The 24,034-nt window shown below is 70.1% G+C and carries 16 protein-coding genes and 1 tRNA gene; 13 read left to right on the top strand and 4 right to left on the bottom strand.

Annotation, left to right across the window (positions count from 1 at the left end; genetic code table 11):
- Positions 1 to 84 precede the first annotated feature (84 nt).
- Together ACXJKD_RS10835 and ACXJKD_RS10830 are read left to right on the top strand one after the other, a co-directional pair.
- A tRNA-Gln gene (locus tag ACXJKD_RS10835) sits at positions 85 to 163 on the top strand.
- A 147-nt stretch (positions 164 to 310) separates the two neighbouring features.
- Positions 311 to 595, top strand: a complete 285-nt coding sequence (locus ACXJKD_RS10830; protein ID WP_457254548.1) for a PspC domain-containing protein — start codon at positions 311 to 313, stop codon at positions 593 to 595.
- Positions 596 to 743: 148 nt separating this feature from the next.
- On the opposite strand, the gene ACXJKD_RS10825 is transcribed toward ACXJKD_RS10830, so the two are convergent.
- The gene (locus tag ACXJKD_RS10825; RefSeq protein ID WP_457254547.1) at positions 744 to 1,199 is read right to left on the bottom strand and encodes a hypothetical protein; all 456 of its coding nucleotides are present in this window, start codon (positions 1,197 to 1,199) and stop codon (positions 744 to 746) included.
- Between the two features lie 231 nt (positions 1,200 to 1,430).
- On the opposite strand from ACXJKD_RS10825, the gene glmU reads away from it, so the two are divergent.
- Both glmU and ACXJKD_RS10815 read left to right on the top strand, forming a co-directional pair.
- Positions 1,431 to 2,954 (top strand): bifunctional UDP-N-acetylglucosamine diphosphorylase/glucosamine-1-phosphate N-acetyltransferase GlmU, encoded by a 1,524-nt coding sequence (gene glmU / locus ACXJKD_RS10820; RefSeq protein WP_457254546.1) that lies wholly within the window; start codon positions 1,431 to 1,433, stop codon positions 2,952 to 2,954.
- Positions 2,951 to 3,931, top strand: coding sequence for a ribose-phosphate diphosphokinase (locus ACXJKD_RS10815; RefSeq protein WP_457254544.1), 981 nt, complete (start codon positions 2,951 to 2,953; stop codon positions 3,929 to 3,931). The genes glmU and ACXJKD_RS10815 overlap by 4 nt, the downstream gene beginning before the upstream one ends.
- Here the strand turns inward: ACXJKD_RS10815 and ACXJKD_RS10810 are convergent, their stop codons facing one another.
- Together ACXJKD_RS10810 and ACXJKD_RS10805 are read right to left on the bottom strand one after the other, a co-directional pair.
- Positions 3,932 to 4,789 carry a hypothetical protein gene (locus ACXJKD_RS10810; RefSeq protein WP_457254543.1) on the bottom strand — a complete coding sequence of 286 codons (858 nt, stop codon included), beginning with the start codon at positions 4,787 to 4,789 and terminating at the stop codon, positions 3,932 to 3,934.
- 48 nt (positions 4,790 to 4,837) lie between these two features.
- The gene (locus ACXJKD_RS10805; RefSeq protein WP_457254542.1) at positions 4,838 to 5,395 is read right to left on the bottom strand and encodes a CGNR zinc finger domain-containing protein; all 558 of its coding nucleotides are present in this window, start codon (positions 5,393 to 5,395) and stop codon (positions 4,838 to 4,840) included.
- 94 nt (positions 5,396 to 5,489) lie between these two features.
- On the opposite strand from ACXJKD_RS10805, the gene ACXJKD_RS10800 reads away from it, so the two are divergent.
- The 9 genes from ACXJKD_RS10800 to ACXJKD_RS10760 all read left to right on the top strand — a co-directional run bounded on the left by ACXJKD_RS10800 (position 5,490) and on the right by ACXJKD_RS10760 (position 22,681).
- Entirely contained in the window at positions 5,490 to 6,464 is a 975-nt protein-coding gene (locus tag ACXJKD_RS10800; protein WP_457254541.1) for an EamA family transporter, read from the top strand.
- Between the two features lie 150 nt (positions 6,465 to 6,614).
- Complete coding sequence (locus ACXJKD_RS10795; protein ID WP_457254540.1) at positions 6,615 to 7,310, top strand: 50S ribosomal protein L25/general stress protein Ctc; 696 nt, start codon at positions 6,615 to 6,617, stop codon at positions 7,308 to 7,310.
- A gap of 84 nt (positions 7,311 to 7,394) precedes the next feature.
- Entirely contained in the window at positions 7,395 to 7,997 is a 603-nt protein-coding gene (gene pth, locus ACXJKD_RS10790; RefSeq protein ID WP_457254539.1) for an aminoacyl-tRNA hydrolase, read from the top strand.
- Positions 7,998 to 8,295: 298 nt separating this feature from the next.
- Positions 8,296 to 9,771: a sugar transferase gene (locus ACXJKD_RS10785; protein ID WP_457254538.1), complete on the top strand. Its 1,476-nt coding sequence runs from the start codon at positions 8,296 to 8,298 to the stop codon at positions 9,769 to 9,771.
- Complete coding sequence (locus ACXJKD_RS10780; RefSeq protein WP_457254537.1) at positions 9,771 to 10,430, top strand: hypothetical protein; 660 nt, start codon at positions 9,771 to 9,773, stop codon at positions 10,428 to 10,430. Before ACXJKD_RS10785 ends, ACXJKD_RS10780 begins: the two co-directional genes overlap by 1 nt.
- Positions 10,427 to 11,743: a hypothetical protein gene (locus ACXJKD_RS10775; RefSeq protein WP_457254536.1), complete on the top strand. Its 1,317-nt coding sequence runs from the start codon at positions 10,427 to 10,429 to the stop codon at positions 11,741 to 11,743. The genes ACXJKD_RS10780 and ACXJKD_RS10775 overlap by 4 nt, the downstream gene beginning before the upstream one ends.
- A complete protein-coding gene (locus tag ACXJKD_RS10770; RefSeq protein ID WP_457254535.1) occupies positions 11,733 to 16,712 on the top strand; it encodes a PKD domain-containing protein in 4,980 nt (1,659 codons plus the stop codon). Before ACXJKD_RS10775 ends, ACXJKD_RS10770 begins: the two co-directional genes overlap by 11 nt.
- 102 nt (positions 16,713 to 16,814) lie before the next feature.
- Positions 16,815 to 21,527, top strand: a complete 4,713-nt coding sequence (locus tag ACXJKD_RS10765; RefSeq protein WP_457254534.1) for a PKD domain-containing protein — start codon at positions 16,815 to 16,817, stop codon at positions 21,525 to 21,527.
- A gap of 5 nt (positions 21,528 to 21,532) precedes the next feature.
- Positions 21,533 to 22,681, top strand: a complete 1,149-nt coding sequence (locus ACXJKD_RS10760; protein ID WP_457254533.1) for a glycosyltransferase family 4 protein — start codon at positions 21,533 to 21,535, stop codon at positions 22,679 to 22,681.
- Here the strand turns inward: ACXJKD_RS10760 and ACXJKD_RS10755 are convergent.
- Positions 22,633 to 23,955 carry an O-antigen ligase family protein gene (locus tag ACXJKD_RS10755; protein ID WP_457254532.1) on the bottom strand — a complete coding sequence of 441 codons (1,323 nt, stop codon included), beginning with the start codon at positions 23,953 to 23,955 and terminating at the stop codon, positions 22,633 to 22,635. The genes ACXJKD_RS10760 and ACXJKD_RS10755 overlap by 49 nt on opposite strands.
- Between the last annotated feature and the right edge of the window lie 79 nt (positions 23,956 to 24,034).

Raw genomic sequence — 24,034 nt, 5'->3', positions numbered from 1 at the left:
GGACCCGCGCCGACCGACCCGTCGTGACGATGCCGAGGTATGCCGCGTGCTTGGCTACCCTTGGCGGGTCCCCCTAGGGGGCGTTCCCCGGTTGGTCTGCTGGCAGGGCCCGCCTGACTTTGAATCAGGACAAGCGACGTAGGTTCGATTCCTACCCGGGGAGCACGACGCTCCGAACGAGACCCTGAGAACCCCGGGCCCCAACCGGGGTCGGGTCAGGGGCGCACCCGATGGGCAGCGGCGTCGCCGGCGAGCACTCTTGAGGTGTCAGGGAAAGCCCCTGACACCAACCGAAGGAAGTGCTCCACCCATGAACGACATCCACTCGAGCTTCGCCCAGCAGGGCCTGGTCCGACCCCGCGACGAGCGCGTCCTCGGCGGAGTCGCCTCCGGTCTCGGTCGCCGGTTCGGCATCGCGCCGTGGCCCGCGCGGATCCTCTTCGTGCTGCTGCTCATGGTGATCCCCGGCAGCCAGATCCTCATCTACCCGATCCTCTGGATCCTCATGCCGTCCGAGCACGTCGTCGGCGCCCAGGGCGCCGCCCAGCCGGCCGGACCCGCGTACCCCGGCCAGGCGCCGACCGTCGCCTCCTGACCGTCGCCTCCTGACCGGCGCGCCAGCCGAGTCCCCGCCCGGAGCCGGGGCACGGAAGGGCCCGACCGCCAACCCTCGACGTGGACGAGGTGGTGGTCGGGCCCTTCCGGCCTGGGGTGCTGACCTGCCTGGCCGGCAGGTGGTCGGATCAGCTCGTGGGCTGTGAGGACGAGCTCGAGCTGGAGGAGCTGGAGCTGGACGTCGACGTGCTCGGTCCGCAGTAGTAGTTGGACAGCACGAACTGGCCGGTCCAGGTGGTGGGGACGACCGCGGTGGCGTCCGTCACGAGGGTGCCGGTGAACCAGGCGTCGTAGTGGGCGACGGATTGGGTCTGCTTGGACTTGGCCACGGTCTGCGAGCTGCCGTCAGCGAGCGAGACGTTGATGGAAGCCGGGCCCGACGAGATCTGGTTGATGATGAAGTGGGCTCCGATGACGCCGTCCGGGCAGTCCGCCGCGTGGTCAGCGACGCTGGCCTGCTTGACGTGGACGACCATGGTGTCCGCGGCCTGCGCCGGACCCATGCTGATGGCGATGGCCGCCGCTGCAACGATGGCCGCGCCGGCTGCCGGCAAGCTCCACCTGTTGATGGTGAGTGTCCTCATGACTTTCCTTCCAAGCGTTCCCTGTAACGGACCTCCAGTCTCACCAGCGCGAGGGTGGGCCGGATCGCGTTGAAGTTCGACAGCCACCTACAGCCTCGGTATGAGTCCGTGTGCGTGTCGTGGTGGTTTGTCCTGACCCGGGGCGGTTGACCGCCGGGAGAACGGGGTGCGACTGGCGGGTAGCATGACGCCCGTCCCGTCGCACCCGACCAGATCGCTGGAGCCTCGCGCGTGAACACCCCCACCGGCTCGCACCGCCTAGCCGCAGTCATCGTCCTCGCCGCCGGTGAGGGCACCCGGATGAAGTCCTCGACCCCCAAGGTCCTGCACCGCATCGGGGGCCGGACCCTCGTCGGGCACGCGATCGCCGCAGCGCGGGCGGTCAGCCCCGAGCACCTCGCCGTGGTGGTCCGCCACGAACGCGACCTGGTGGCCGCGCACGTGGCCGAGGTCGACCCTGAGGCCGTGATCGCCGACCAGGACGAGGTCAAGGGCACCGGCCGGGCCACCGAGTGCGCCCTCGACGCGCTGCCCGCCGGACTCGAGGGCACCGTCCTCGTGACCTACGGCGACGTGCCGCTGCTGGCCGGCGACACCCTCCGGTCGCTGGTCGAGGAGCACGTCGCGACCCAGAGCGCGGTCACGGTCATCACCGCCCACCTCGAGGACCCGACCGGCTACGGACGGATCCTGCGCGGCGCCGACGACGGCGTCGAGGGGATCGTCGAGCAGAAGGACGCGACCGACGAGCAGCGCGCCATCACCGAGATCAACTCCGGCATCTATGCCTTCGACGCGGCCGTCCTCGTCGAGGCGCTCGGCCAGGTCGGCACCGACAACGCCCAGGGCGAGAAGTACCTCACCGACGTCCTGGCCATCGCGCGCAAGGCCGGCGGGCGGGTCAGCGCCCACCTCATCGCCGACCTGTGGCAGACCGAGGGCGTCAACGACCGCGTCCAGCTCGCCCGACTCGGCAAGGAGCTCAACCGTCGCACCACCGAACGCTGGATGCGCGAGGGCGTGACGATCATCGACCCCGACACGACGTGGATCGACAGCGACGTCACGATCGGCCGCGACACCACGATCCTCCCCGGCACGCAGCTGTTGGGTGCCACCACGATCGGGGAGCGCGCCACGATCGGCCCCGACACCACGCTCACCGACACCGAGGTCGGCGCCGCCGCCGAGGTCAAGCGCACCGAAGCCCTCCTGGCCGTCATCGGCGAGGGCGCCACCGTCGGCCCGTTCTCCTACCTGCGCCCCGGCACCGAACTCGGCGCCAAGGGCAAGATCGGCGGGTTCGTCGAGACGAAGAACGCCAAGATCGGTGCCGGGGCCAAGGTCCCGCACCTCACGTATGCCGGTGACGCCACGATCGGGGAAGGTGCCAACATCGGGGCGGGCACCATCTTCGCCAACTACGACGGGGTGGCGAAGCACCACACCACCGTGGGCAAGCACAGCTTCGTCGGGTCCGACACCGTGCTCATCGCTCCCGTGACCATCGCCGACGGCGCCTACGTCGGCGCCGGCTCCGCGCTCACCGGCGACGTCGACCCCGGGCAGATCGCGGTGGCCCGCGGGCGCCAGCGCAACATCGACGGCTGGGTCGCCCGGGCCCGGGCCGGCACGAAGACCGCCGAGGCGGCTGCCGCCGCGCTCGCGCAGGTGACCGAAGGCCACGGCGACGACGTCGCCGAGGCGAGCACGCGGCATACCGATGACTCCAGCGAAGGGCAGGCCCAGGCGTGACCGGCATCACCAAGACCACCGAGAAGAACCTCATGGTCTTCACCGGGCGAGCCAACCCCGAGCTCGCCGAAGAGGTGGCGAGCATGCTCGGCACCGGGCTGGTCCCGACCAGCGCCTACGACTTCGCCAACGGTGAGATCTACGTGCGCTACGAGGAGTCGGTGCGCGGGTCCGACGCGTTCGTCATCCAGAGCCACACCACGCCCATCAACGAGGCGATCATGGAGCAGCTCATCATGATCGACGCGCTCAAGCGGGCCAGCGCCAAGCGGATCACGGTCGTGCTCCCGTTCTACGGCTACGCCCGGCAGGACAAGAAGCACCGCGGCCGCGAGCCGATCTCGGCCCGGCTGATGGCCGACCTGTTCAAGACGGCCGGCGCGAACCGGCTGATGGCGGTGGACCTGCACACCGCGCAGATCCAGGGCTTCTTCGACGGTCCGGTCGACCACCTGATGGCGCTGCCGATCCTGGCCGACCACGTCGCCACGAAGTACGGCCACGAGAAGCTCGCGGTCGTCTCACCGGACGCCGGCCGGATCAAGGTCGCCGAGCAGTGGTCGCAGCGGCTCGGGGGAGCGCCGCTGGCGTTCATCCACAAGACCCGTGACATCAACCGGCCGAACGAGACCGTTGCCAACCGCGTCGTCGGTGAGGTCAAGGGCCGGGTCTGCGTGCTGGTGGACGACATGATCGACACCGCCGGCACCATCACCAAGGCGGCCGACGCGCTGATGGCCGACGGCGCCGCGGGGGTCATCATCGCCGCGACCCACGCGATCCTCTCCGGTCCGGCCATCGACCGGCTGAAGAACTGCAGCGCCGTCGAGGTCATCGTCACCAACACGCTGCCGATCGACGAGGCGCACGAGTTCGACAAGCTGACCGTCCTGTCGATCGCGCCGCTGATCAGCCGGGCGATCCAGGAGGTCTTCGAGGACGGCTCGGTGACCAGCCTGTTCGACGGCCACGCCTGATCAGACGGGAGCGCCCACCCTCGCCACAAGGTCGGCGATCTCCGGCTGGTGCGGGGTCTCGGCGACCGTGACGAAGCCGCCACCCTCCTTGCGGTAGAGGCCTCCGCGCTCGTCGATCCCGGCGATCCGTGGGTTGTCCACGAGCAGGAAGTGGCCGCCCTCGACGAGCGATGCGTGGATCGAGCGGAGCCCCTCGAGCAGGCGGTCGTCGCTGAAGTACAGCCGACGCAGGAGGTTGGCGACCTTGATCACGTCCACCGGCACGGGCCACACCGTGAAGACGTCGTGGGTGCGCGCACGCATCCGCGGGTCGTCGCGCATGACCTGGCGCACCGTGGGGTTCAGCAGCGGGATGGTGGTCCGCTGGTCCCGGTCCTTCGTCGCACGCCTGATCGTGCGGCGGTAGAGGCGGCCGACCACGGGGGACATCTCCGGCCACGCGAGGAGGCGCGGGCCCACGATCAGGACCGGTTGTTCCCTCGGGTCGAAGAAGACGGTTCGGTGCCCGACGTCGACGTGGGAGACCTCGAGGTAGAGATCGGCGATCGTGTAGGTGGCGAAGGCGCCGAGCCGTGCGGCCAGGTCCGCCGAGGTGGATCCGTCGGAGGCGCCGATGTCCACGATGTCAGCCCGGTCCGTGGTCACTCTGGAGACGAGCAGGTCGTCAGCCTCGGGGTGCCGGTTGGTGCCGGTGATCTTGTAGGTCCCCCCGAGGTGAAAGGCCTTCATGGCCTCTCGGAAGCGTTCCGGGGTCGTGTCGGACGTGACAACCCGGGGATCGGCCCAGACGTAGCGCCCCAGCAACCGCTCGACGAACGCGGGCCACCCGCCATGGACCAGTCTGATCGGTGCGAACACCTGTCCCCCTTGCCGTCGTGCAGCCCCAGCTCTCCGGTCTGCGAGCGATCAGGATAGGGCTCGCCCCGACCGGCGTGCTCGGTAGGCCGCGACGTTGGCGCGGTTGCCGCAGCCGCCGTCGCAGAACCGCTTGGAGCGGTTCTTGGACAGGTCGACCACCACGTCCGCACAGTCGTCGGCTGCGCAGACCCTGAGCCGGGCGAGCTCGTCGGCGCGGATCACGTCGACCATCGCCATCGCCGCCTCCACCGCCATGCGGGTGGCCAGCGGTGCCTCGGGTGGGGTTGCGTGCAGGTGCCAGGACCACTCGCCGTGACGCACCAGCTGGGGGAGCGCCCCTGCCTCGGCCAGCAGCTCGTTGACGAGGGTGACGGCGTCGTCGGTCTCGGCGGTCCAGAGTCGTCGCAGCCTCGGGCGCAGCTCGCGCACGGCGTCGAGCTCGGCCGGCTCACCGGTGTGCGACCCGGTCCACTCCCAGTCGCGGAGGAACTCGTCGAGGTCGGCGACCGTGGCGAGGTCCTCGGTGTCGGTGGGCAGGGTCGCCGCGGTGTTGACCAGGGCTGCCGCCCCGCGAAGGGCCAGCTCCGTGTCATGGGCAAAAAGCATCTTGACTCCTGACCCGCTCGATCGCTACCGTCATGAGTATAAGGCGTTTGACCAATTACAGGCAGGGCGCGCAGACAGACGGGGAGGACGCGGCATGGCGGCACGATCGAAGGGCCTCGGGCTCTGGTTCGCGCTCGCCTCGGCGGCGACCTTCGGGAGCAGTGGTCCGTTCGCGAAGTCGCTGCTCGTCGAGGGCTGGAGCTCGGGCGCGATCGTCCTGCTCCGCGTGGCCGGAGCCACCCTCGTCCTGGCCGTGCCGACGATCCTCGCCCTGCGCGGGCGCTGGTCGCTCGTGCGCGACAACCTCCTGACGATCCTCGTCTACGGCGCGGTCGCCGTGGCCGGCTGCCAGGTGGCCTACTTCTATGCGGTGCAGCGGCTCGACGTCGGGGTGGCCCTGCTGCTGGAGTACCTCGGGGTCGTCCTGGTCGTCCTGTGGGTGTGGCTGCGCACCCGACGCGCCCCCAGCGCCCTCACCGGCCTCGGTGTGGTGCTCGCCGTGGCCGGGCTGGTCCTCGTGCTCGACCTCTCCGGCCAGAGCCGCCCCGACCTCCTGGGGGTCGCGTGGGGCCTGGTCGCCGCCACCGGTCTGGCCACCTTCTTCGTCCTCGCGGCGGAGGACAGCACCCTGCCGCCCGTCGCGCTCGCCGGGCTCGGTATGGCCGCGGGCTCGGTCGCCCTCGGCATCCTCGGTGCCGCTCGCGTCATCCCGCTCGAGTTCGCCTCCACCCCGGTGACCCTGATGGGTGGCACGGCGCCCTGGTGGGTCGCCATCGGTGAGCTGGCCCTCATCGCCGCTGCCGCGGCATACCTCCTCGGGGTCACGGCGGCCCGCATGCTGGGCTCGACGGTGGCCTCGTTCGTGGGGCTCACGGAGGTGTTGTTCGCCGTGTTGTTCGCGTGGCTGCTGCTCGACGAGCTGCCCGGTCTCGTCCAGCTGGCCGGTGGCGTCTGCATCGTCGCCGGGGTGGTCGCGGTGCGCCTCGGTGAGCTGCGGCGGGCCCGCGTGGAGCAGGGCCCGGCAGTCGCCGAGGACGCGGATTTCGCACTCCCCGCAGGCGTCGCCTAGACTCTCGGGGTTGCCTCGGCGAGGGACACTGCACGGCCGCCACCACCTTGGGCCGGTCACGTCCGTAATTCGACGCGGTGTGGTCTCCGTGCTGCGCCCCGCGTCGAGGCCCACCGCATCCTCGAGTCCCCCACCGCACAGGAGATTTCCGTGTCTGACAACAAGCTCGTCGCTGAGACGCGCACGCAGTTCGGCAAGGGCGCAGCCCGCAAGATTCGCCGCGACCACAAGATCCCCGCCGTCATGTACGGCCACGGCGCCGAGCCCGTGCACATCACCCTGCCCGGCCACGACACGATGATGGCGCTGAAGGTCGCGAACGCGCTCCTCACCATCGTCATCGACGGCAAGGAGCAGCTCGCCCTGGCCAAGGACGTGCAGCGCGACGCCATCAAGCCCGTCATCGAGCACATCGACCTCGTGGTCGTCCGCAAGGGCGAGAAGGTCTCCGTCGACGTGCCCGTCCACGTCGAGGGTGAGGCTGCCCCGGAGACCGTCGTCACCGTCGACTCCCAGACCATCCAGCTCGAGGTCGAGGCCACCCACATCCCGGAGCACATCGTCGTCTCCGTCGAGGGCCTCGAGGCCGGCACGCAGATCAAGGCGTCCGACCTCGTGCTCCCCTCCGGCGCGACCCTGGTCGTCGACGAGGAGACCCTCGTCGTCAACATCACCCAGCAGATCTCGCAGGAGGCGCTGGACGCCGAGATGGCGGAGGCCGAGGCCGAGGCCGGCATCGAGCACGAGGAGCCCGGCGACGCCGAGGCCACCGAGGGCGAGGACGGCGAGGCTGCTGCCGAGGGCGACGCCCCCGCCGGCGAGAAGGCCGAGTCCGAGGACGCCTGAGTCCCGCTCACCGTTGTATGCCGGAAGGCCAGGTCCCCTGAGTAGTGTCATCGGGGACCTGGCCTTCCGGCATACTTGCGCCCCGTGAGTGACGACGGCACCTGGCTCGTGGTGGGCCTGGGCAACCCCGGCCCCAAGTACGCGGGCAACCGTCACAACGTCGGCGCCATGGTCGTCGACGAGCTCGCCTCGCGGGCCAGCGCCAAGCTCACCTCGCACAAGGCGCGCGCGTCCGCCGCCACGGTGCGGATCGGCATGCGCCCCGGCGGGGCCCCCGGCCCGGCCGCAGTCGTCGCCGTGCCGTCGTCCTACATGAACGAGTCGGGCGGCCCGGTCAAGGCGCTGATGAAGTTCTTCTCGGTCGAGGTCGACCGGCTGCTCGTCATCCACGACGAGCTCGACATCCCGGCCGGCGACGTCCGGCTCAAGAAGGGCGGGGGAGAGGGCGGCCACAACGGGCTGCGCTCGATCACCTCCGCCGTCGGGACCAGGGACTACCTGCGCGTGCGGGTCGGAATCGGCCGCCCGCCGGGTCGGATGGACCCCGCCGACTTCGTGCTGCGGGACTTCGGGACGACCGAGCGCAAGGAGCTCCCGTTCCTCCTCGGAGACGCCGCGGACGCCGCCGAGATGGTCGTGGTGGAGGGGCTCGTCGCGGCCCAGCAGAAGTACCACTCCCCGGCCTGAGGGCCGTCTGCACCCAACCGGAGCCATCCCGCCCCGAACGTCACCACCTTCTCCCCCAAACGGTGGAGTGGGGTACGGCATACCCCGTAGTCAAGGTGAGGTTGTCTGGCCTAGCCCCGGGATCGTATGTGCGCAATCCCTTGCGGTGACAGCATTTCCAGAGCCTGAGGACGTCTTCTCATGAGGGCACATCGGTAAGTCCACTTGGGAGTTACCTTCAGGCGCTGAGCGGTTTAGGGGAGTAGCCATGACGGATCTTGCGGGGGCAAAGTCCGTTTCGCCAGTAGGGGCGGAATGGGTGCGGAAGCGCACGACGACGGCTTCGTCGCGCTCGGCGCCGCCCGGTCACGCACCCCAGAGCACGAAGCCCGCGCGCCCCTGGCACGTGGGCTACCGGCGTCGTGCGCTCCTGTCCGACGCCGCCACGGCCGTCGTCACCTCAGCGGCCGTGATCGTCCTCCCGGTCGGCGGCGCCCCCGTGTCCGTCCGGTGGGGCGTTGCGCTGCTCCTGCCCGGTGTGTGGATCCTCATGCTCCAGCTGTTCCACGGCTACGAGCGACGGTTCCTCGGCATCACCACCGACGAGTACCGCTCCGTCGCCAGGGCGGCGATCAGCCTCGGCGTCGCGGCGGTGCTCAGCTCGTGGCTCCTGCACTTCGAGCTGGCCCGCGGGCTCGTCCTCATCGTCGTCCCGATGCTGATGCTCCTCGGGCTCGTCTGCCGCAACCTGCTCCGCCGTTCCCTCCTCCGGCGCCGTACCAACGGTCGCGACACCCAGCGCACCGTGGTCATCGGCAACGTCCGCACGGTCGGTCCGATGATCCGCCAGCTCCAGCAGGCTCCGGGCGAGGGAATGCACGTCGTCGGCGCCTGCGTCTCCGGGATCACCAATGGTGGCGACTTCTCCTCCGAGGTCGAGGGCATCCCGGTCTTCGGCTACCCGGAGGAGGCGCTGCATGCCATCGACCTCCTCAACGCCGAGGTCGTCGCAGTGTCGGGGGACCCAGACCTGAGCGGTCGGGCCCTTCGCCGCCTCGCCTGGTCACTCGAGGAGCGGGCCGTCGACCTCGTGGTCGCGACCGGGCTGCTCGACGTCGCGGGACCGCGGCTCTCCATCCGTCCCGCGGCGGGGATGCCGCTGCTCCACGTCGAACGGCCGGCCATGTCCGGCGCCCGCCGCGTGGTGAAGCGGGCCGTCGACTGGTGCCTCGCGCTCGGCCTCACGGTCGCTGCCCTCCCGGTGCTCGTGGCCATCAGCATCGCGATCCGCCTCGACTCCTCGGGCCCCGTGCTGTTCCGTCAGACGCGGGTCGGGGCCCGGGGCGAGACCTTCAACATGCTCAAGTTCCGCAGCATGGGCGTCGACGCCGAACAACGACTGGCCCAGCTGGCCGCCGAGGCCGACGCCGGCAACACGGTCCTGTTCAAGATGCGCCACGACCCGAGGATCACCCGGGTCGGCGGATTCCTGCGCCGCTACTCACTCGACGAGCTGCCCCAGCTGGTCAACGTCCTGCGCGGTGAGATGTCCCTGGTCGGGCCCCGGCCGCCACTGCCCGACGAGGTCGCCGGCTACGAGTCCGACGCCGTGCGCCGCCTCCGGGTCCGCCCTGGCCTGACCGGTCTCTGGCAGGTGAGCGGTCGCAGCGACCTGTCCTGGGACGAGTCGCTGAGGCTCGACCTCTGGTACGTCGACAACTGGTCTTTGGTCCTCGACCTCCAGATCATCGTCCGCACCGCTCGCGCGGTCCTTCGTGGAAAGGGCGCCTACTGATGACGCCGCGTCTCCGTCTCGCCGCCAGCCTGGCTGGTCTCGCCCTCGTCGCCACCAGCCTCTCCGGCTGTGCTGGCAACGGCCAGGCCCTCGCCTCCACCCCTGGCACGTCCTCGACGTCCTCCCCGGCGCCGACCGAGACCCCCGAGACCGAGACGACGCCGACCACCGTGTCGCCGCCGCTGCCGCAGCCGGTCAAGTCCGTCCCGAAGGTCAAGCGGGTCGGGCAGCCGAACACGCCGTCGGTGAGCGCGCCCGGTGCGAAGTTCAGTGGCGTGGTGACGTACCCCGACGGCGTCACCCTGGTGATCACCAAGGCCGTAAAGGGGGTCGAGACCGGCCACGGTCCCGGCGTCATGGCCGGGCGCGCGTACGTCCGCTTCACGCTCAAGCTCACCAACGGCTCGACCAAGGCCGTCAATCTCAACCAGGTGGTCCTGACGACCACCTACGGCGCGACGAAACAGCTGGCCGCCCCGGTGTACACCGAGAGCGCCGGCACCTACGACTTCTCCGGCACGGTGAAGCCCGGCGCCTCCGCCACGGCCCTCTATGCGTTCGCCGTGCCGACCAAGCAGCTGAACCGCGTCGCGATGGTCGTCGACTTCGACGGCCTCCACACCTCGGCCACCTACACCGGCGCGGTCGTGGCCAAGTGACCCACGATTCTCCTTCTCGACCCGGGCGGCTGCGGTCCCTCGCGACGTCACGCGCCTCCGGGGCCGTCGTCGCGCAGGTCTGGCAGGCGGCCGGGAGCTTCACCCTCCAGGTCATCGCGGCCCACCTCCTCGGCGCCCGTGGGCTGGGCGTCGTGGCGCTGTGCCTCGGTGTCATCGTCCTCACCACCGCCATCACGAGTGGCTTCGTCGGCGACTCGCTGACGGTGCTGGACCGGGCCGACGCGCGGGTCCGCGCAGCCCTCCAGGTGTGGACGGCCGCCTTGGCCGTCATCGGGCCGGGAGTGGCGGGAGCGGTGCTGTGGGTGACGGGCACCTTGGACGGCCGTGAGTCGGCCGTCTTCGTCGTCGCCGCCGCCCTCTTCCAGGTCGAAGAGGTGGCTCGTCGCCTGCTCATGGCCGGGCTGCGATTCTGGCGCCTCGTGGTCGTCGACGGGACCGCCCTGGTCGTGGCCCTCACCACGGTCGTCCTCACGGCCTCCCTCGGATCCATCACCCTGGGCACCTTCCTCGCAGCGGTCGCAGTGGGCCAGCTCGCCGGACTCGTCGTAGCCATCCGGCTCCTGCCGTCGCACGAGCGCTGGCTGGCTCCGATGTCGATGGCGAGCCTGCGTGCTGTGGCCGCCTTCGGCGCCTGGCGCGGGGCCCAGGTGGCCGTCAACCCGGGTGTCTTCACTGCGATGCGCGTCCTCGTCGTGGCCTCCGCCGGTGGCGCTGCGCTCGGGCAGGTCGAGGCCGCCCGCATCTACGTCGCCCCAACCATCCTGGCGATCCAGGGCTTCGGCTCCTACCTGCTCGCGTCCTACGCGCGTGACCGCGATCGCCCGCTGGCCTCCCTGGTCCCCAGTGCGGTCCGCGCCTCCGCCGTCCTCGCTCTGGGCGTGCTGCTGGTGGGGGCGGCCCTGTGGGCCCTTGTGCCGGTGGTCGGTCCGTGGATCACGGGCGGGTCGTTCACCCTCCCGGCGGTCACGGTCCTCGGCTGGTCGGTGTACGCCGCCTCGACAGCCACTTTCACCCCTTTGCTGTGCTTGGCCGTATCGCGCGGGCAGCAGCGGGCGCCCCTGGCGATCCGCGCCGTCGACGCGACGGTCTCGCTCGGCGCGCTCTCCCTGCTGCTGTGGGCCGGGATGCCTTTCACCGCAACACCTTTCGCCCTCGCCGCCGGTCCGATCGTGGGTGGCCTCGCCACCCGCGCCCTCGTGATCGGTTCCATGCTCCGCTTGGAGCAGCCCGCCCCCGCCATGGCAGCACCCGCCACCGCGCAGCCCCGAGAGGCAGCACACCATGCACGCTGATGAACTCCGAGGAACTGGCCGTCGCGTCGTCGCGACCGTCACCGCGGCCGCCCTGGTGTGGCTCGGCCTCCTCGTGGCGAGCCCCGCAGCCCACGCGGCGGACGTCGAGCCGCCGGCGCCCCCGCCGACCACCGTGACCGCAGACGCGCTGCCCACCTGGCAGATCAACGGGGTCGTCTGGGCCCAGGTCATCGTCGGCAACACGGTCTACGTGACCGGCAGCTTCACCAAGGCCCGCCCGCCGGGCGTCGCGGTCGGTGGAGCGGGCGAGGTCGATGCCCTCAACATCTTCGCCTACGACGTCACGACCGGGAACCGGGTGACGTCGTTCAACCACGCGCTCAACGCCCAGGGCTTGGCCATCACCAAGTCGCCGGACGGGTCGCGTGTCTACGTCGGTGGCGACTTCAGCACCGTCGACGGCATCGCGCGCGGTCACGTCGCAGCCTTCTCGACGGCCGACAACTCGCTCCTGCCGTGGAGCGGCGTCGTCGGCGGCCAGGTGCGCGCGCTCGTCGTCTCCGGTTCCACCCTCTACGCCGGTGGCAGCTTCCCCTCGGCCGGTGGCCAGGCCCGCGCCGGGCTCGCCGCCTTCTCCGTCACCAGCCCGGTGACCCTGTCGACCACCTGGGCCCCGTCCGCCGGTGGCGTCAACGCCACCGTGCTGGCCATGGTCCTGTCGCCTGACAACAGCCGGGTCATCCTCGGTGGCTCGTTCGAGACCCTGTCGGGTACGGCGGCATACGGCATGGGCGCGGTCGACGCCGTGAACGGTGCCGTCCTGCCGTGGGCCGCGACCAGCAGGATCCACACGGCGGGCTACAACGGTGGCATCACCAGCCTCAGCACCGACGGCACGCAGGTCTTCGGGACGGGCTACGCATTCGGCTCGGGTGCCTCGTTCGAGGGCACCTTCGCGGCCGACCCGGCGACCGGCAACCTCAACTACGTCAACGACTGCCTCGGCGACCACTACAGCTCGTTCCCGCTGGCCGGCGTGCTCTACTCCGTCAGCCACTCGCACGACTGCACCGTGGTGGGATCCTTCCCCGACACCAGCCCCCGGGCCCGCTGGCAGAAGGTGACGGCCGAGCCGACCACCCCGATCGGCATGACCGCCCGGACCGACGCCTACGGGTGGGACTTCCGTGGCATCCCCTACGCGGGCATCCTGCACTGGTTCCCCGACTTCAAGTTCGGCACCTTCACCCCGGACCGCCAGGCCGCGTGGAGTGTGACCGGGTCGGGCAACTACCTCTCCTTCGGTGGCGAGTTCCCGACCGTCAACGGCAAGGCCCAGCAGGGTCTCGTCCGGTTCGCGCTGCCCGCGGCCGCGCCACGGCAGGCCAAGCCGCTCTACAGCACCTCCCTCGACCCGGTCGCCACCTCGATCGAGTCCGGCCGCGTCAACCTCGACTTCGGCGCCGTCTACGACTGGGACGACGCCACGCTGACCTACGACGTCTACCGTGACAACGGCCCGTCCATCGGGTCGATCAACGCGGCGAGCAACTTCTGGACCCTGCCCGGCCTCAGCTTCACCGACACCGGCGTCGCCCCGGGCACGACCCACACGTACAAGGTCAGGGCCAAGGACAAGGACGGCAACGTCCAATGGAGCCTGGCCTCCAACACCGTGACCGTGTCGTCCGACCCGACGCCCACCTACGTCGCGGCCGTGCGCGCCGACAACCCGACGCACCACTGGCGCCTCGGTGACGCCGGACCGACCTTCACGGACCTCGCGGGCAACGACCAGGGGACGTCGACGAGCGCGACCTTCGGTCAGGCCGGGGCGGTCCCGGGTGACACCGCGGTCCGTGCCTCCGGTGGTACCGGGCCCAAGCTCTACCCGAACTTCAACGAGCAGCACCCCGACGAGGTGACGATCGAGGGCTGGATGTCGACCTCGAGCACCTCGGGCGGCCGCATCATCGGCTTCGGCAACAGCCAGTCCGGCAACAGCGCGTCGTCCACCAACGACCTTGTGCTCTACGTCGACAGCGGCAACCGCCTCGCCGTGACGCAGACGCTGCCGAACCTCACCGTCCGTTCGGTGCGCAGCGCCCGCACGGTCAACGACGGTCAGTGGCACCACGTCGCGGCCACCCTCGGCGCGGCCGGGATCTCCCTGTTCGTCGACGGACGCCGCGTCGGTCGCGACCAGACGCCGGTCTCGATGCTGGACTTCGCCGGCTACTGGCGGATCCTCGCGGACCAGACGTCCGGGCTGCCCAACCGCCCATCCAACGGAGCCCTGAACGGCTCGATCGACGAGCTCGCGGTGTACCCGACCCAGCTGAGCCAGAGCCAGCTCCAGGCGCACTACCTCGCCTCGGGCCGTGCGGCGGCGTGGAGCACGCCTCCCGTCGATGCCTACTCGGCAGCGGTCAACGCCCAGACGCCGGACCAGTTCTGGCGGCTCGACGAGACCTCCGGCAGCTCGGTGCTCGACTCGTCGAGCAGCGGTCAGGACGGCACCGTCCTCGCCGGCGTGACCTGGGGGGCCGCGGGCTCGCCGGCCAGCGCGGTGAACCGGGCGGCGACGCTCAACGGCAGCAGCGGTGCGATCGTCGGCCGTGAGACGTCCACGTCGCCGAAGACCTACTCGACCGAGCTGTGGTTCAAGACGAACACCACTCGTGGTGGTCGCCTGATCGGCTTCGGCAACAGCTCGTCCACCACCCTGAGCGCCTCAGGCACCGCGGACCGCCAGATCTGCATGCTCAACAACGGCCGGCTCCAGTTCGGGACCTCGGGGGCGGTGCGCAACCTCGCCGAGACCACCACGTCGTTCAACGACAACGCCTGGCACCACGTCGTGGCGACCCAGGGTGCTGACGGCATGAAGCTCTACGTCGACGGCCTCCAGGTGGCGAGCAACACCGCCACCGACGCGGCGAGCTACGTCGGCTACTGGCGCGTGGGCGGCGACCGTTGCTACGGCGGCCAGACCAGCAACTACCTCGCCGGCACGGTCGACGAGGCTGCGGTCTACGCCACGGCCCTCACCGCGGCCCAGGTGCGCAGCCACTTCGAGGCTGCTGGCGGCGCCATCCCGAACCAGGCCCCGACGGCCTCGTTCACCAGCACCAAGGACCTCCTCGCCCTCTCGGTCGACGGCTCGGGGTCCTCGGACGCCGATGGCTCGATCGCGTCGTACTCGTGGAACTGGGGTGACGGCACGCCGGCAGGCTCGGGCGCGACGGCGACCCACACATATGCCGCAGCGGGCACCTACACCGTCGCCCTCACGGTGACCGATGACGACGGCGCGACGAACACCACGAGCGCACCTGTGACCGTCGTGGCCAACCAGAACCCGACCGCGTCCTTCACGAGCTCGTCGAGCTTCCTGGCCGCGTCGGTCGACGGCTCCGGCTCCACCGACGCGGACGGCACCATCGTGTCGTACTCGTGGAACTGGGGTGACGGCACGCCGGCGGGCTCGGGCGCGACGGCGACCCACACGTATGCCGCGGCAGGGACGTACACGGTCGCGCTGACCGTGACGGACAACCGCGGTGGCACGGGCACTACCTCGAAGAGCGTCACCGTGGCCGAGGCCCCCAACCAGGCCCCGACGGCCTCGTTCACCAGCACCAAGGCCAAGCTCGTGCTGTCGGTGAACGGTTCTGGGTCCTCGGACGCGGACGGCACCATCGCGTCGTACTCGTGGAACTGGGGTGACGGCACGCCGGCAGGCTCGGGCGCGACCACGACCCACACGTATGCCGCGGCTGGCACCTACACGGTCCAGCTGACCGTGACCGACGACGACGGCGCCACCAACAGCACGAGTGCCTCGGTCTCCGTGGTCGGCAACCAGGCGCCGACGGCCTCGTTCACCAGCACCAAGGACCTGCTCGCGGTGTCGGTGGACGGTTCCGGCTCCTCGGACGCGGACGGCACCATCGCGTCGTACTCGTGGAACTGGGGTGACGGCACGCCGGCAGGCTCGGGCGCGACGGCAACCCACACGTATGCCGCGGCCGGCACCTACACCGTCCAGCTCACCGTGAGCGACGACGAGGGCGCCACGAACACCACGAGTGCCTCCGTCTCCGTCGTGACCAACCAAGCGCCGACAGCCTCCTTCACGAGCTCCGCGACCTTCCTGGCGCTCTCGGTCAACGGCACGGGCTCCACGGATGCGGACGGCACCATCGCGTCCTACTCGTGGAGCTGGGGTGACGGCACTCCGGCCGGCTCGGGCGCGACGGCAAGCCACACGTATGCCGCGGCCGGCACCTACACGGTGGGACTCACCGTGACGGACAACCGGGGCGCCACCGACACGACGACCCGCAGCGTCACCGTCGTCGCACCGTCGGTGCTCGCCGAGGACCACTTCGGGCGGACCCTCGCCTCCGGCTGGGGCAGCGCGGAAACCGGTGGAGCGTGGACCCTGGGTGGTCAGATCGCGCGCTGGTCGGTCGCGGCCGGCCTCGGAAGGGTCTGGCTCAACGCAGGAGAGGGCTCGACCGCGGCGTTGAACGGCGTCTCGAGCACGAAGAGCGACGTGAACGTCGTCGTGACCACCGACAAGGACCCGACCGGTGGTGGCCAGTACATCAGCGTGATCGGGCGTCGCGTGACCACGACGGCTGACTACCGGGCCAAGATCCGCTTCGCCGCTGGTGGGGCCACGGCCGTGTGGCTGACGCGCAACGAGGGTGCGACGGAGACCGTCCTGACCAGCGTCACCGTCCCCGGCCTGACCTACCTGACCAACGACCGCATGCAGGTGCGGTTGCAGACCTTCGGCACGTCGCCGACCACGGTGCGGGTCAAGATCTGGAAGCAGGGGACCACCGAGCCCACCGCCTGGACCCTCACGGGAACAGACAGTGCGGCGGCCTTGCAGGCACCCGGTTCGGTGGCGGTCTACCCGTACCTCAGCGCCACCGTCACGAACGGGCCGGTGTCCTACGGCGTCGACGACCTCACGGTCACCGAGCTCCCATAACCCACAACCGACACGCACATCAGTCAGCAGCACCCCCGCGTCAGCGGGGCAATCCCCCGGAGGGCAGTCATGGCAGGGACGGCAGCACCAAGGACGATGAGATTGTGGACGAGGCGCCTCACCGCGTTCTCGGCGGCGGGGGCGCTCGCGATCCTGGGGTTGGTCGTGCCAGTCCAGGCCGCCAGCGCCGCCGTCGACCCAGCCACGCCGGATGTGGTGACGACCGACGCGCTGCCCACGTGGCAGATCAACGGTGTCGTCTACAGCCAGGTGATCGTCGGGAACACCGTCTACGTGACGGGCTCGTTCACCCGCGCCAGGCCGCCGGGGGTGGCGGCCGGGGGTGCCGGGGAGGTCGTGGCGAACAACCTCTTCGCCTACGACCTCACCACGGGTAACCGCGTGGCGTCCTTCAACCACTCGCTCAACGCCCAGGGGCTGGTCATCAAGGCGTCACCGGACGGCTCGAGGATCTATGTCGGTGGTGACTTCACGCAGGTCGACACCATCGCGCGCGGACACCTGGCTGCCTTCACGACGGCCACCGGCGCCCTCGTGGGGCCGCCCGGCTACACGCCCCCGAACGTCGGCGCTCAGGTGCGTGGTCTCGGGGTCACGGCCAGCACCGTCTACGTTGGCGGCAACTTCCTGTCCGCCAACGGTGTCGCCCGCACTCGCCTCGCGGCCTTCGCGAACTCCAACGGCGCCATGCTCCCGTGGGCCCCGGCAGCCGAGGGCGGCTACGTGTGGACCATGACGATGACCCCGGACAAGACCAAGGTCATCCCTGGCGGTTCGTTCCAGACGCTCAACGGTTCACCGGCCATGGGCATGGGCGCGATCGATGCGGCCACTGGTGCCACGCTGCCCTGGGCGGCGTCGTCCAAGATCCACGCCGGCGGACCGCAGGCCGCGATCACCACGCTCAAGTCGGACGGCCAGCAGGTCTACGGCGGCGCCTACGCCTTCGTGCTCGGCCAGGAGGACCAGGCGAACTTCGAGGGCACCTTCGGGCTCGACCCCGCGACTGGTGCGATCAACTTCGTCAACGACTGCCTCGGTGACACCTACGACGTCGCCCCGGTCAAGGACTTGCTCTATGCAGTGAGCCACTACCACGACTGCACCGCCATCGACTCGATCCCCGACACCACCCCGCGGGCCCGGTGGCAGAAGGCCGTCGTCTCGTACAACCACCCGACTGACCTGACGACCCGGAACGACGTGTACGGCTGGAACTACACCGGCTACCAGTACGCGCGGCAGCTGCACTGGTGGCCCGACCTGAGCTTCGGGAACTTCACCTCGGCCCAACAGGCAGCCTGGGCAGTCGACACCTCGGGGGACTACGTCGTCATGGGTGGCGAGTTCCCCCGCGTCAATGGCGCCCTCCAGCAGGGACTCACGCGCATGAAGACCCGTCCCACCGCACCCAAGCTGCGTGGGCCGCGCTATGACACCGTTCCGGCCACCCCCACCCCGCCCACCCGCGCAGTTGCCATGGGCGCGGGTACGGTGCGCGTCTCCTGGGGTTCCGCCTGGGACCCGGAGGACAAGAACCTCAAGTACGAGGTCCTGCGCAACAACAACACCTTCGTCTACACGACCACAGGTGACTCGGAGTTCTGGGACCTGCCCAACAAGGGGTTCTTCGACAGGGGCCTGGCCCCGGGCACGACGGTGCGCTACCAGGTGCGGATCACCGACGCCGACGGCAACATCCTCTGGAGCCCGGTGTCCAACACCGTGACCGTCCCTGCAACAGGCGCGACGAGCGCTTACGCGCAGAAGGTCATCGACGACGGCGCCCAGCACCTGTGGCGGCTCGGTGACTCGTCGGGTGACTCACTCGACTGGGCCGGGTTCGACGACCTCACGATGAACGGCGGCTACACCCGTGGGGCCACCGGCGCGATCATCGGAGACTCCGACAAGGCGACCAGCTTCGGTGGCAGCGACGGCTTCGGGGCCACCCCGACGCCCATACCGGGGCCGGATGTGTTCAGCGTCGAGTCGTGGTTCAAGACGACCACCACCAGCGGCGGCAAGATCGTCGGCTTCGGCAACTTCAACACCGGCACGTCCACCAACTACGACCGCCACATCTACATGGAGCCCGACGGCCGGATCACCTTCGGCATCTACCACGACGGCTTCTTCACGGTCACGTCGCCCACCTCCCTCAACGACGGGCAGTGGCACCAGGCGGTCGGCACCCTCGACCCCTCTGGCGTGACCCTCTACGTCGACGGCAAGCGGATCGGCCGCAACGCCGGAACCTCGGTGGGTCAGGCCTACTCCGGCTACTGGCGCGTCGGTGGTGACAGCCCGTGGAGTGGCAACCCCTACTTCGCCGGTGACATCGACGACGTGGCCATCTACCCGACGGCCATCCCGCTCGCGACGGTCCAGTCGCACTTCACGACCAGCGGTCGCACGCTCAACATCCCGACCCGTCCGGCCGACGCCTACGGGCAGGCGGTGTGGGACGCGAACCCGGACCTCTACTGGCGACTGGGTGACACCAACGCCACGGCCAAGGACTCCGGTCCGAACGAGTCCGACGGCGACTACCGGGGTGGCTACAGCCAGGGCCAGACCGGCGCGTTCGACGGAGCGACGAACAAGGCCGTGGCCTTCGACGGGAACGACGGGTTCGTGGCGTCGAAGGCGGTCTACAGCAACCCGCACAACTACACGCTCGAGGCATGGTTCAAGACCACGTCGACCAGCGGCGGGAAGATCCTCGGGTTCGGCTGCTCCAATGTCGGCACCTCGGGCTGCTACGACCGGCACATCTACGTCAACAACGACGGCCGGATCACCTTCGGGGTCTGGACCGGCTTCACCAACACGATCGACTCGCCGTTGGCCTACAACGACGGGCAGTGGCACCACGTGATGGCCACCCAGAGCAACGCCGACGGGATGAAGCTCTATCTCGACGGCGCCCTGGTCGGCACGAACGGGCAGACGGACGCCCAGGCATACGACGGGTACTGGCGGGTCGGTGGCGACAACCACTGGGGTTGCTGCAGCCCGTTCCTCGCCGGCACCATCGACGAGGTCGCGGTCTACTCCTCGGTGCTCCCGGGCACTGCGGCGACGCAGCACTTCCAGCTCGGTGGCGGCAACGTCGCCAACCAGGCGCCCCACGCGGCGTTCACGCACAGCGAGACGTTCCTGCAGACCTCGGTCAACGGGTCCACCTCGAACGACCCGGACGGCTCCATCGCGTCCTACTCGTGGAACTGGGGTGACGCCACTCCTGCGGGTTCCGGGGCAACGGCCAACCACACCTATGCAGTGGCCGGCACCTACACGATCACGCTCACGGTGACCGACAACGACGGCGAGACCGACACCGAGGCCGCCACGGTCACGGTGGCGGCGCCGCCGCCGAACCAGGTGCCCACCGCGGCGTTCACGCACAACGAGACGTTCCTGCAGACCTCGGTCAACGGGTCGACCTCGAGTGACGCCGACGGCACCATCGCGTCGTACTCGTGGAACTGGGGTGACAGCACGCCGGACACCACTGGCGCCGCGGCCACGGCCAACCACACCTACGCCGCAGCCGGTTCGTACACGGTGACCCTCACCGTGACCGACGACGACGGGGCCACGGACACCGAGACCGCCTCGGTCGCAGTGGTCGACAACCAGGCTCCGACGGCAGCGTTCACGCACAGCGAGACGGCCCTGCAGACCTCGGTCAACGGCACCACGTCGAGCGACCCGGACGGCACCATCGCGTCGTACTCGTGGAACTGGGGTGACGCGACCGCCGCCGGCAGTGGCGCCACGACCACCCACACGTATGCCGCGGCGGGCACCTACACGGTGACCCTCACCGTCACCGACAACGGGGGCAAGACCGACAGCGAAACTGCGTCGGTCACCGTCACGGCGCCGCCCAACCAGCTGCCCACTGCGGCGTTCACGCACAGCGAGAACGCCCTGACCACCTCGGTCAACGGCACCGGGTCCTCGGACCCGGACGGCACCATCGCGTCATACTCGTGGAACTGGGGTGACCTGACCGCCAACGGCTCGGGCTCCACGGCCAACCACACCTATGCCGCGGCGGGCACCTACACCGTGACCCTCACGGTGACCGACAACCGGGGCGGAACGGCCAACGTGTCCGACGCCGTCACGGTGGCAGCGGCAACGGTCTTCGCCCGGGACGACTTCGGTCGGACCGTCGCGAACGGCTGGGGCAGCGCCGACGTCGGGGGTCCGTGGACCCTGGGCGGGCTGGCCTCGCGCTGGTCGGTCTCGGGCGGCACCGGCAAGGTGAGCCTGAACGTCGGCGACGGGTACAACGCGTACCTGCCCAGCGTGAGCAGCACGGGCACCGAGGTCAAGACCCTGGTCACGACCGACAAGGTGCCCACCGGCGGCGGACAGTACGTCAGCGTCATCGGTCGTCGGGTCAGCTCCACGGTCGACTACCGCGCGAAGGTGCGGATGGCCGCTGGTGGCGCGGTGGCGGTCTGGCTGACACGCAACCAGAGCGGCGCCGAGACGGTGCTGACCAGTGCCACACTGACCGGTGTGAACTACGGGGCCGGTGACTCGCTGCGGGTGCGCCTGCAGGTGACGGGCACCGCACCGACGACCGTCCGGGTCAAGGTGTGGAAGGTCGGTGCCACGGAGCCGGCGACGTGGAGCCTCACGTCGACCGACAACACGGCAGGGTTCCAGGCGGCAGGTTCGGCCGGGTTGTACCCCTACCTCAGCAGCACCTCGACCAACGGGCCAGTGGTCTACTCGTTCGACGAGTGGTGGGTTGGGCCGCCTCAGCCGTGACGTCCATGCCCTCGGAGATCGGCAGGCGGGTGGCCCTCGTGGCCAACCCGTCTGCCGATCTCTATGGGTCCGACCGGATGATGCTCGAGACCGTGCGTGGGCTCTGCGAGCTCGGCTGGACCGTGGTCGTCGCAGCGTCGGAGCGCGGTCCGCTCGACCGGGAGCTGCTGGCCGCCGGGGCGACCGTCGAGGTCTGCCCCTCCCCGGTGGTGCGGCGCAGCAACCTCAGTCTGCGCGGGATGCTCCGGCTCGTGGCCCAGGTGCTGCGCGGGGTGCCTGCCATGGTGCGCCTGGTCCGGCGGGTCGAGCCGGACGTGGTCTACGTCAACACCCTGACGATCCCGTTCTGGTTGGTCGTCACCAGGCTGCTGCGCATCCCCTCGGCCATCCACGTCCACGAGGCCGAGAGCTCGGCTCCGGCCCTGGCGAGGTACGGCCTGACGGTGCCCACGCGGTTGGCCGACCGGGTCATCTGCAACAGCGCCACGAGCCTCGAGGTCGCCGCCCGGTCCGGTGGTCGGCGCAGCCGCATGCAGGTCATCCCCAACGGCGTGACGGGCCCCGAGAGCATCGAGTCGCCACGGGAGTCGGTGAGCGACCCGCGGCTGCTGTTCGTCGGGCGACTCTCACCGCGCAAGGGAGTGGATGTCGCGGTCCGGGCGCTCAGCTGCCTGCGGAGGGACGGTTCCCCGGTTTCGCTGGACCTCGTGGGCGCCGTCTTCCCGGGGTACGAGTGGTACGAGACCGAGCTGCGCGACCTGGTGCGCACGGAGGGGCTGGCCGACGCGGTGAGCTTCCACGGCTTCACCCCGGATGTCTGGCCACACCTGCGGGCCGCCGACATCGTCCTCGTGCCGTCACGGGCCGAGGAGTCGTTCGGCAACGGCGTCATCGAGGCGGCGCTGAGCGCTCGCCCGGTGGTGTTCAGCGATCACACCGGGCTGAGGGAGGCGGCTGCGCACCTCGAGGCGGCCGTCGCCGTCCCCGCCGACGATCCCGAGGCCGTCGCGGGGGCCGTCCGGAAGCTGCTGGGCGACTGGCCGCAGACGCGGGCCAAGGCGTTGCGCGATGCCGAGGAGTCGGCCACTCGCTACGCGCCGGAGCGCTACCGCCGGGCGGTCAATGCGGTCCTCGAGGACCTCGCGTCCCGCTGACCCTGGAGCTGCAGCTCGCGCAGAGTGGCGTCTGACACGACGAGGTGGTCTCCGTCGGCCGCCTCCAGCGCCGCGGGTGCGCCCGGGTCTGGTGCGGTGCGAGTGGCTCGTTCGCTCATCAGGCTCACCATCGCGAAGACGATGAACGAGGTGCTGGCGTCGAACAACCCACTCTCAAGCAGGCTGCGCAACCCGATGAACACGACCAAGCCCACCCACAGCGGACGCCACGGCCGGGGAGTGCGGAACGCCGAGGCCAGGGCCGCCACGACCCAGACCGCAGTGAGCGTGAGCCCGACCAGTCCGGTCTGCACCAGCGCGGAGATCCAGCTGCTGTCGAGCAGCTGGGTCTGCCAGTACTGCCCCGAGACGGGGATGTGCTTCATCGGCAGACCCCCGCCGAACCAGCGCTGCCAGGTCGACCCGTTCATGGTCAGCGCCGCCTGCCAGGCGATGGTTCGCGAACTGAGCGTGGTGACGTTCTGGTCGCCACCGCGCAGCAGCATGTTGGTGACCGCACTCGTGCCGAGGGCCGCGAACGCGACCACCGGCACGGCTGCGACCAGCACGAGGAAGCCAGGGGCCGAAAACTTCCGGGCCTGGAGGACCATCACCGCCACGGCGAGGAAGAGCGTCGCCGCAGTCGTCCGTGACCCAGTCAGCCACACCACGCCGAAGAGGGCCACTGCCAGGGCTGTCTCCGAGCGCCGGGCCTGACCCTCCATCATCCGCTGGATCGTGAGAAGCAGCACGGTCCCGGTCAGGAACGCGATCTCGTTGGGGGCCAAAGGCGGGACCGCGCCCTGCAGACGACCGCTGCCGAGGGTGCCGGCCCCGGTGCCCACGGCGAAGAGCGCCACGAGACCCATCGTGCGCACCATCGCGGTGATCAGGCGACTCACGCCGACCGCCTGGAGCAGCATGACCAGGCTCCCGAGCAGCATGGCCACCCGCACGGCCACCACGACCGAGGGCAGCGCCTGGCCGGCCGCCCATCCGCCGAGGCACGACACCGCGAGATAGAGGCCGGCGAAGGTCAGGGTGCGAGCGCCCAGCGGGGTGTGCCGCGTAACGCGACGGGACATCAGGAAGGCCATCGCCAGCCCGATGCTGCCGATCAGTCCCTTGGCCGCCACGACTGGGTCGAGCGCTCCCGAGAAGTACGTGGCACGGCGCCAGGGAATCGTGCACGCGACCAGTAGCAGGCAGCAGAGGTACAACTGCCACCGGGCGATGTCGGGGCGCGGCCGGGGTGTCCGCTTTGTCGGGGTCATGCCGGTTCCGGTCCGTCGGATGACGCAGGCCGACTCGCCAGATTGTTGGTATCTGCACCCGGTTGTAGCGACCCATACT

Source organism: Pedococcus sp. P5_B7 (genome assembly GCF_054049895.1).
This window is presented reverse-complemented; position numbering and strand designations above follow the sequence as displayed.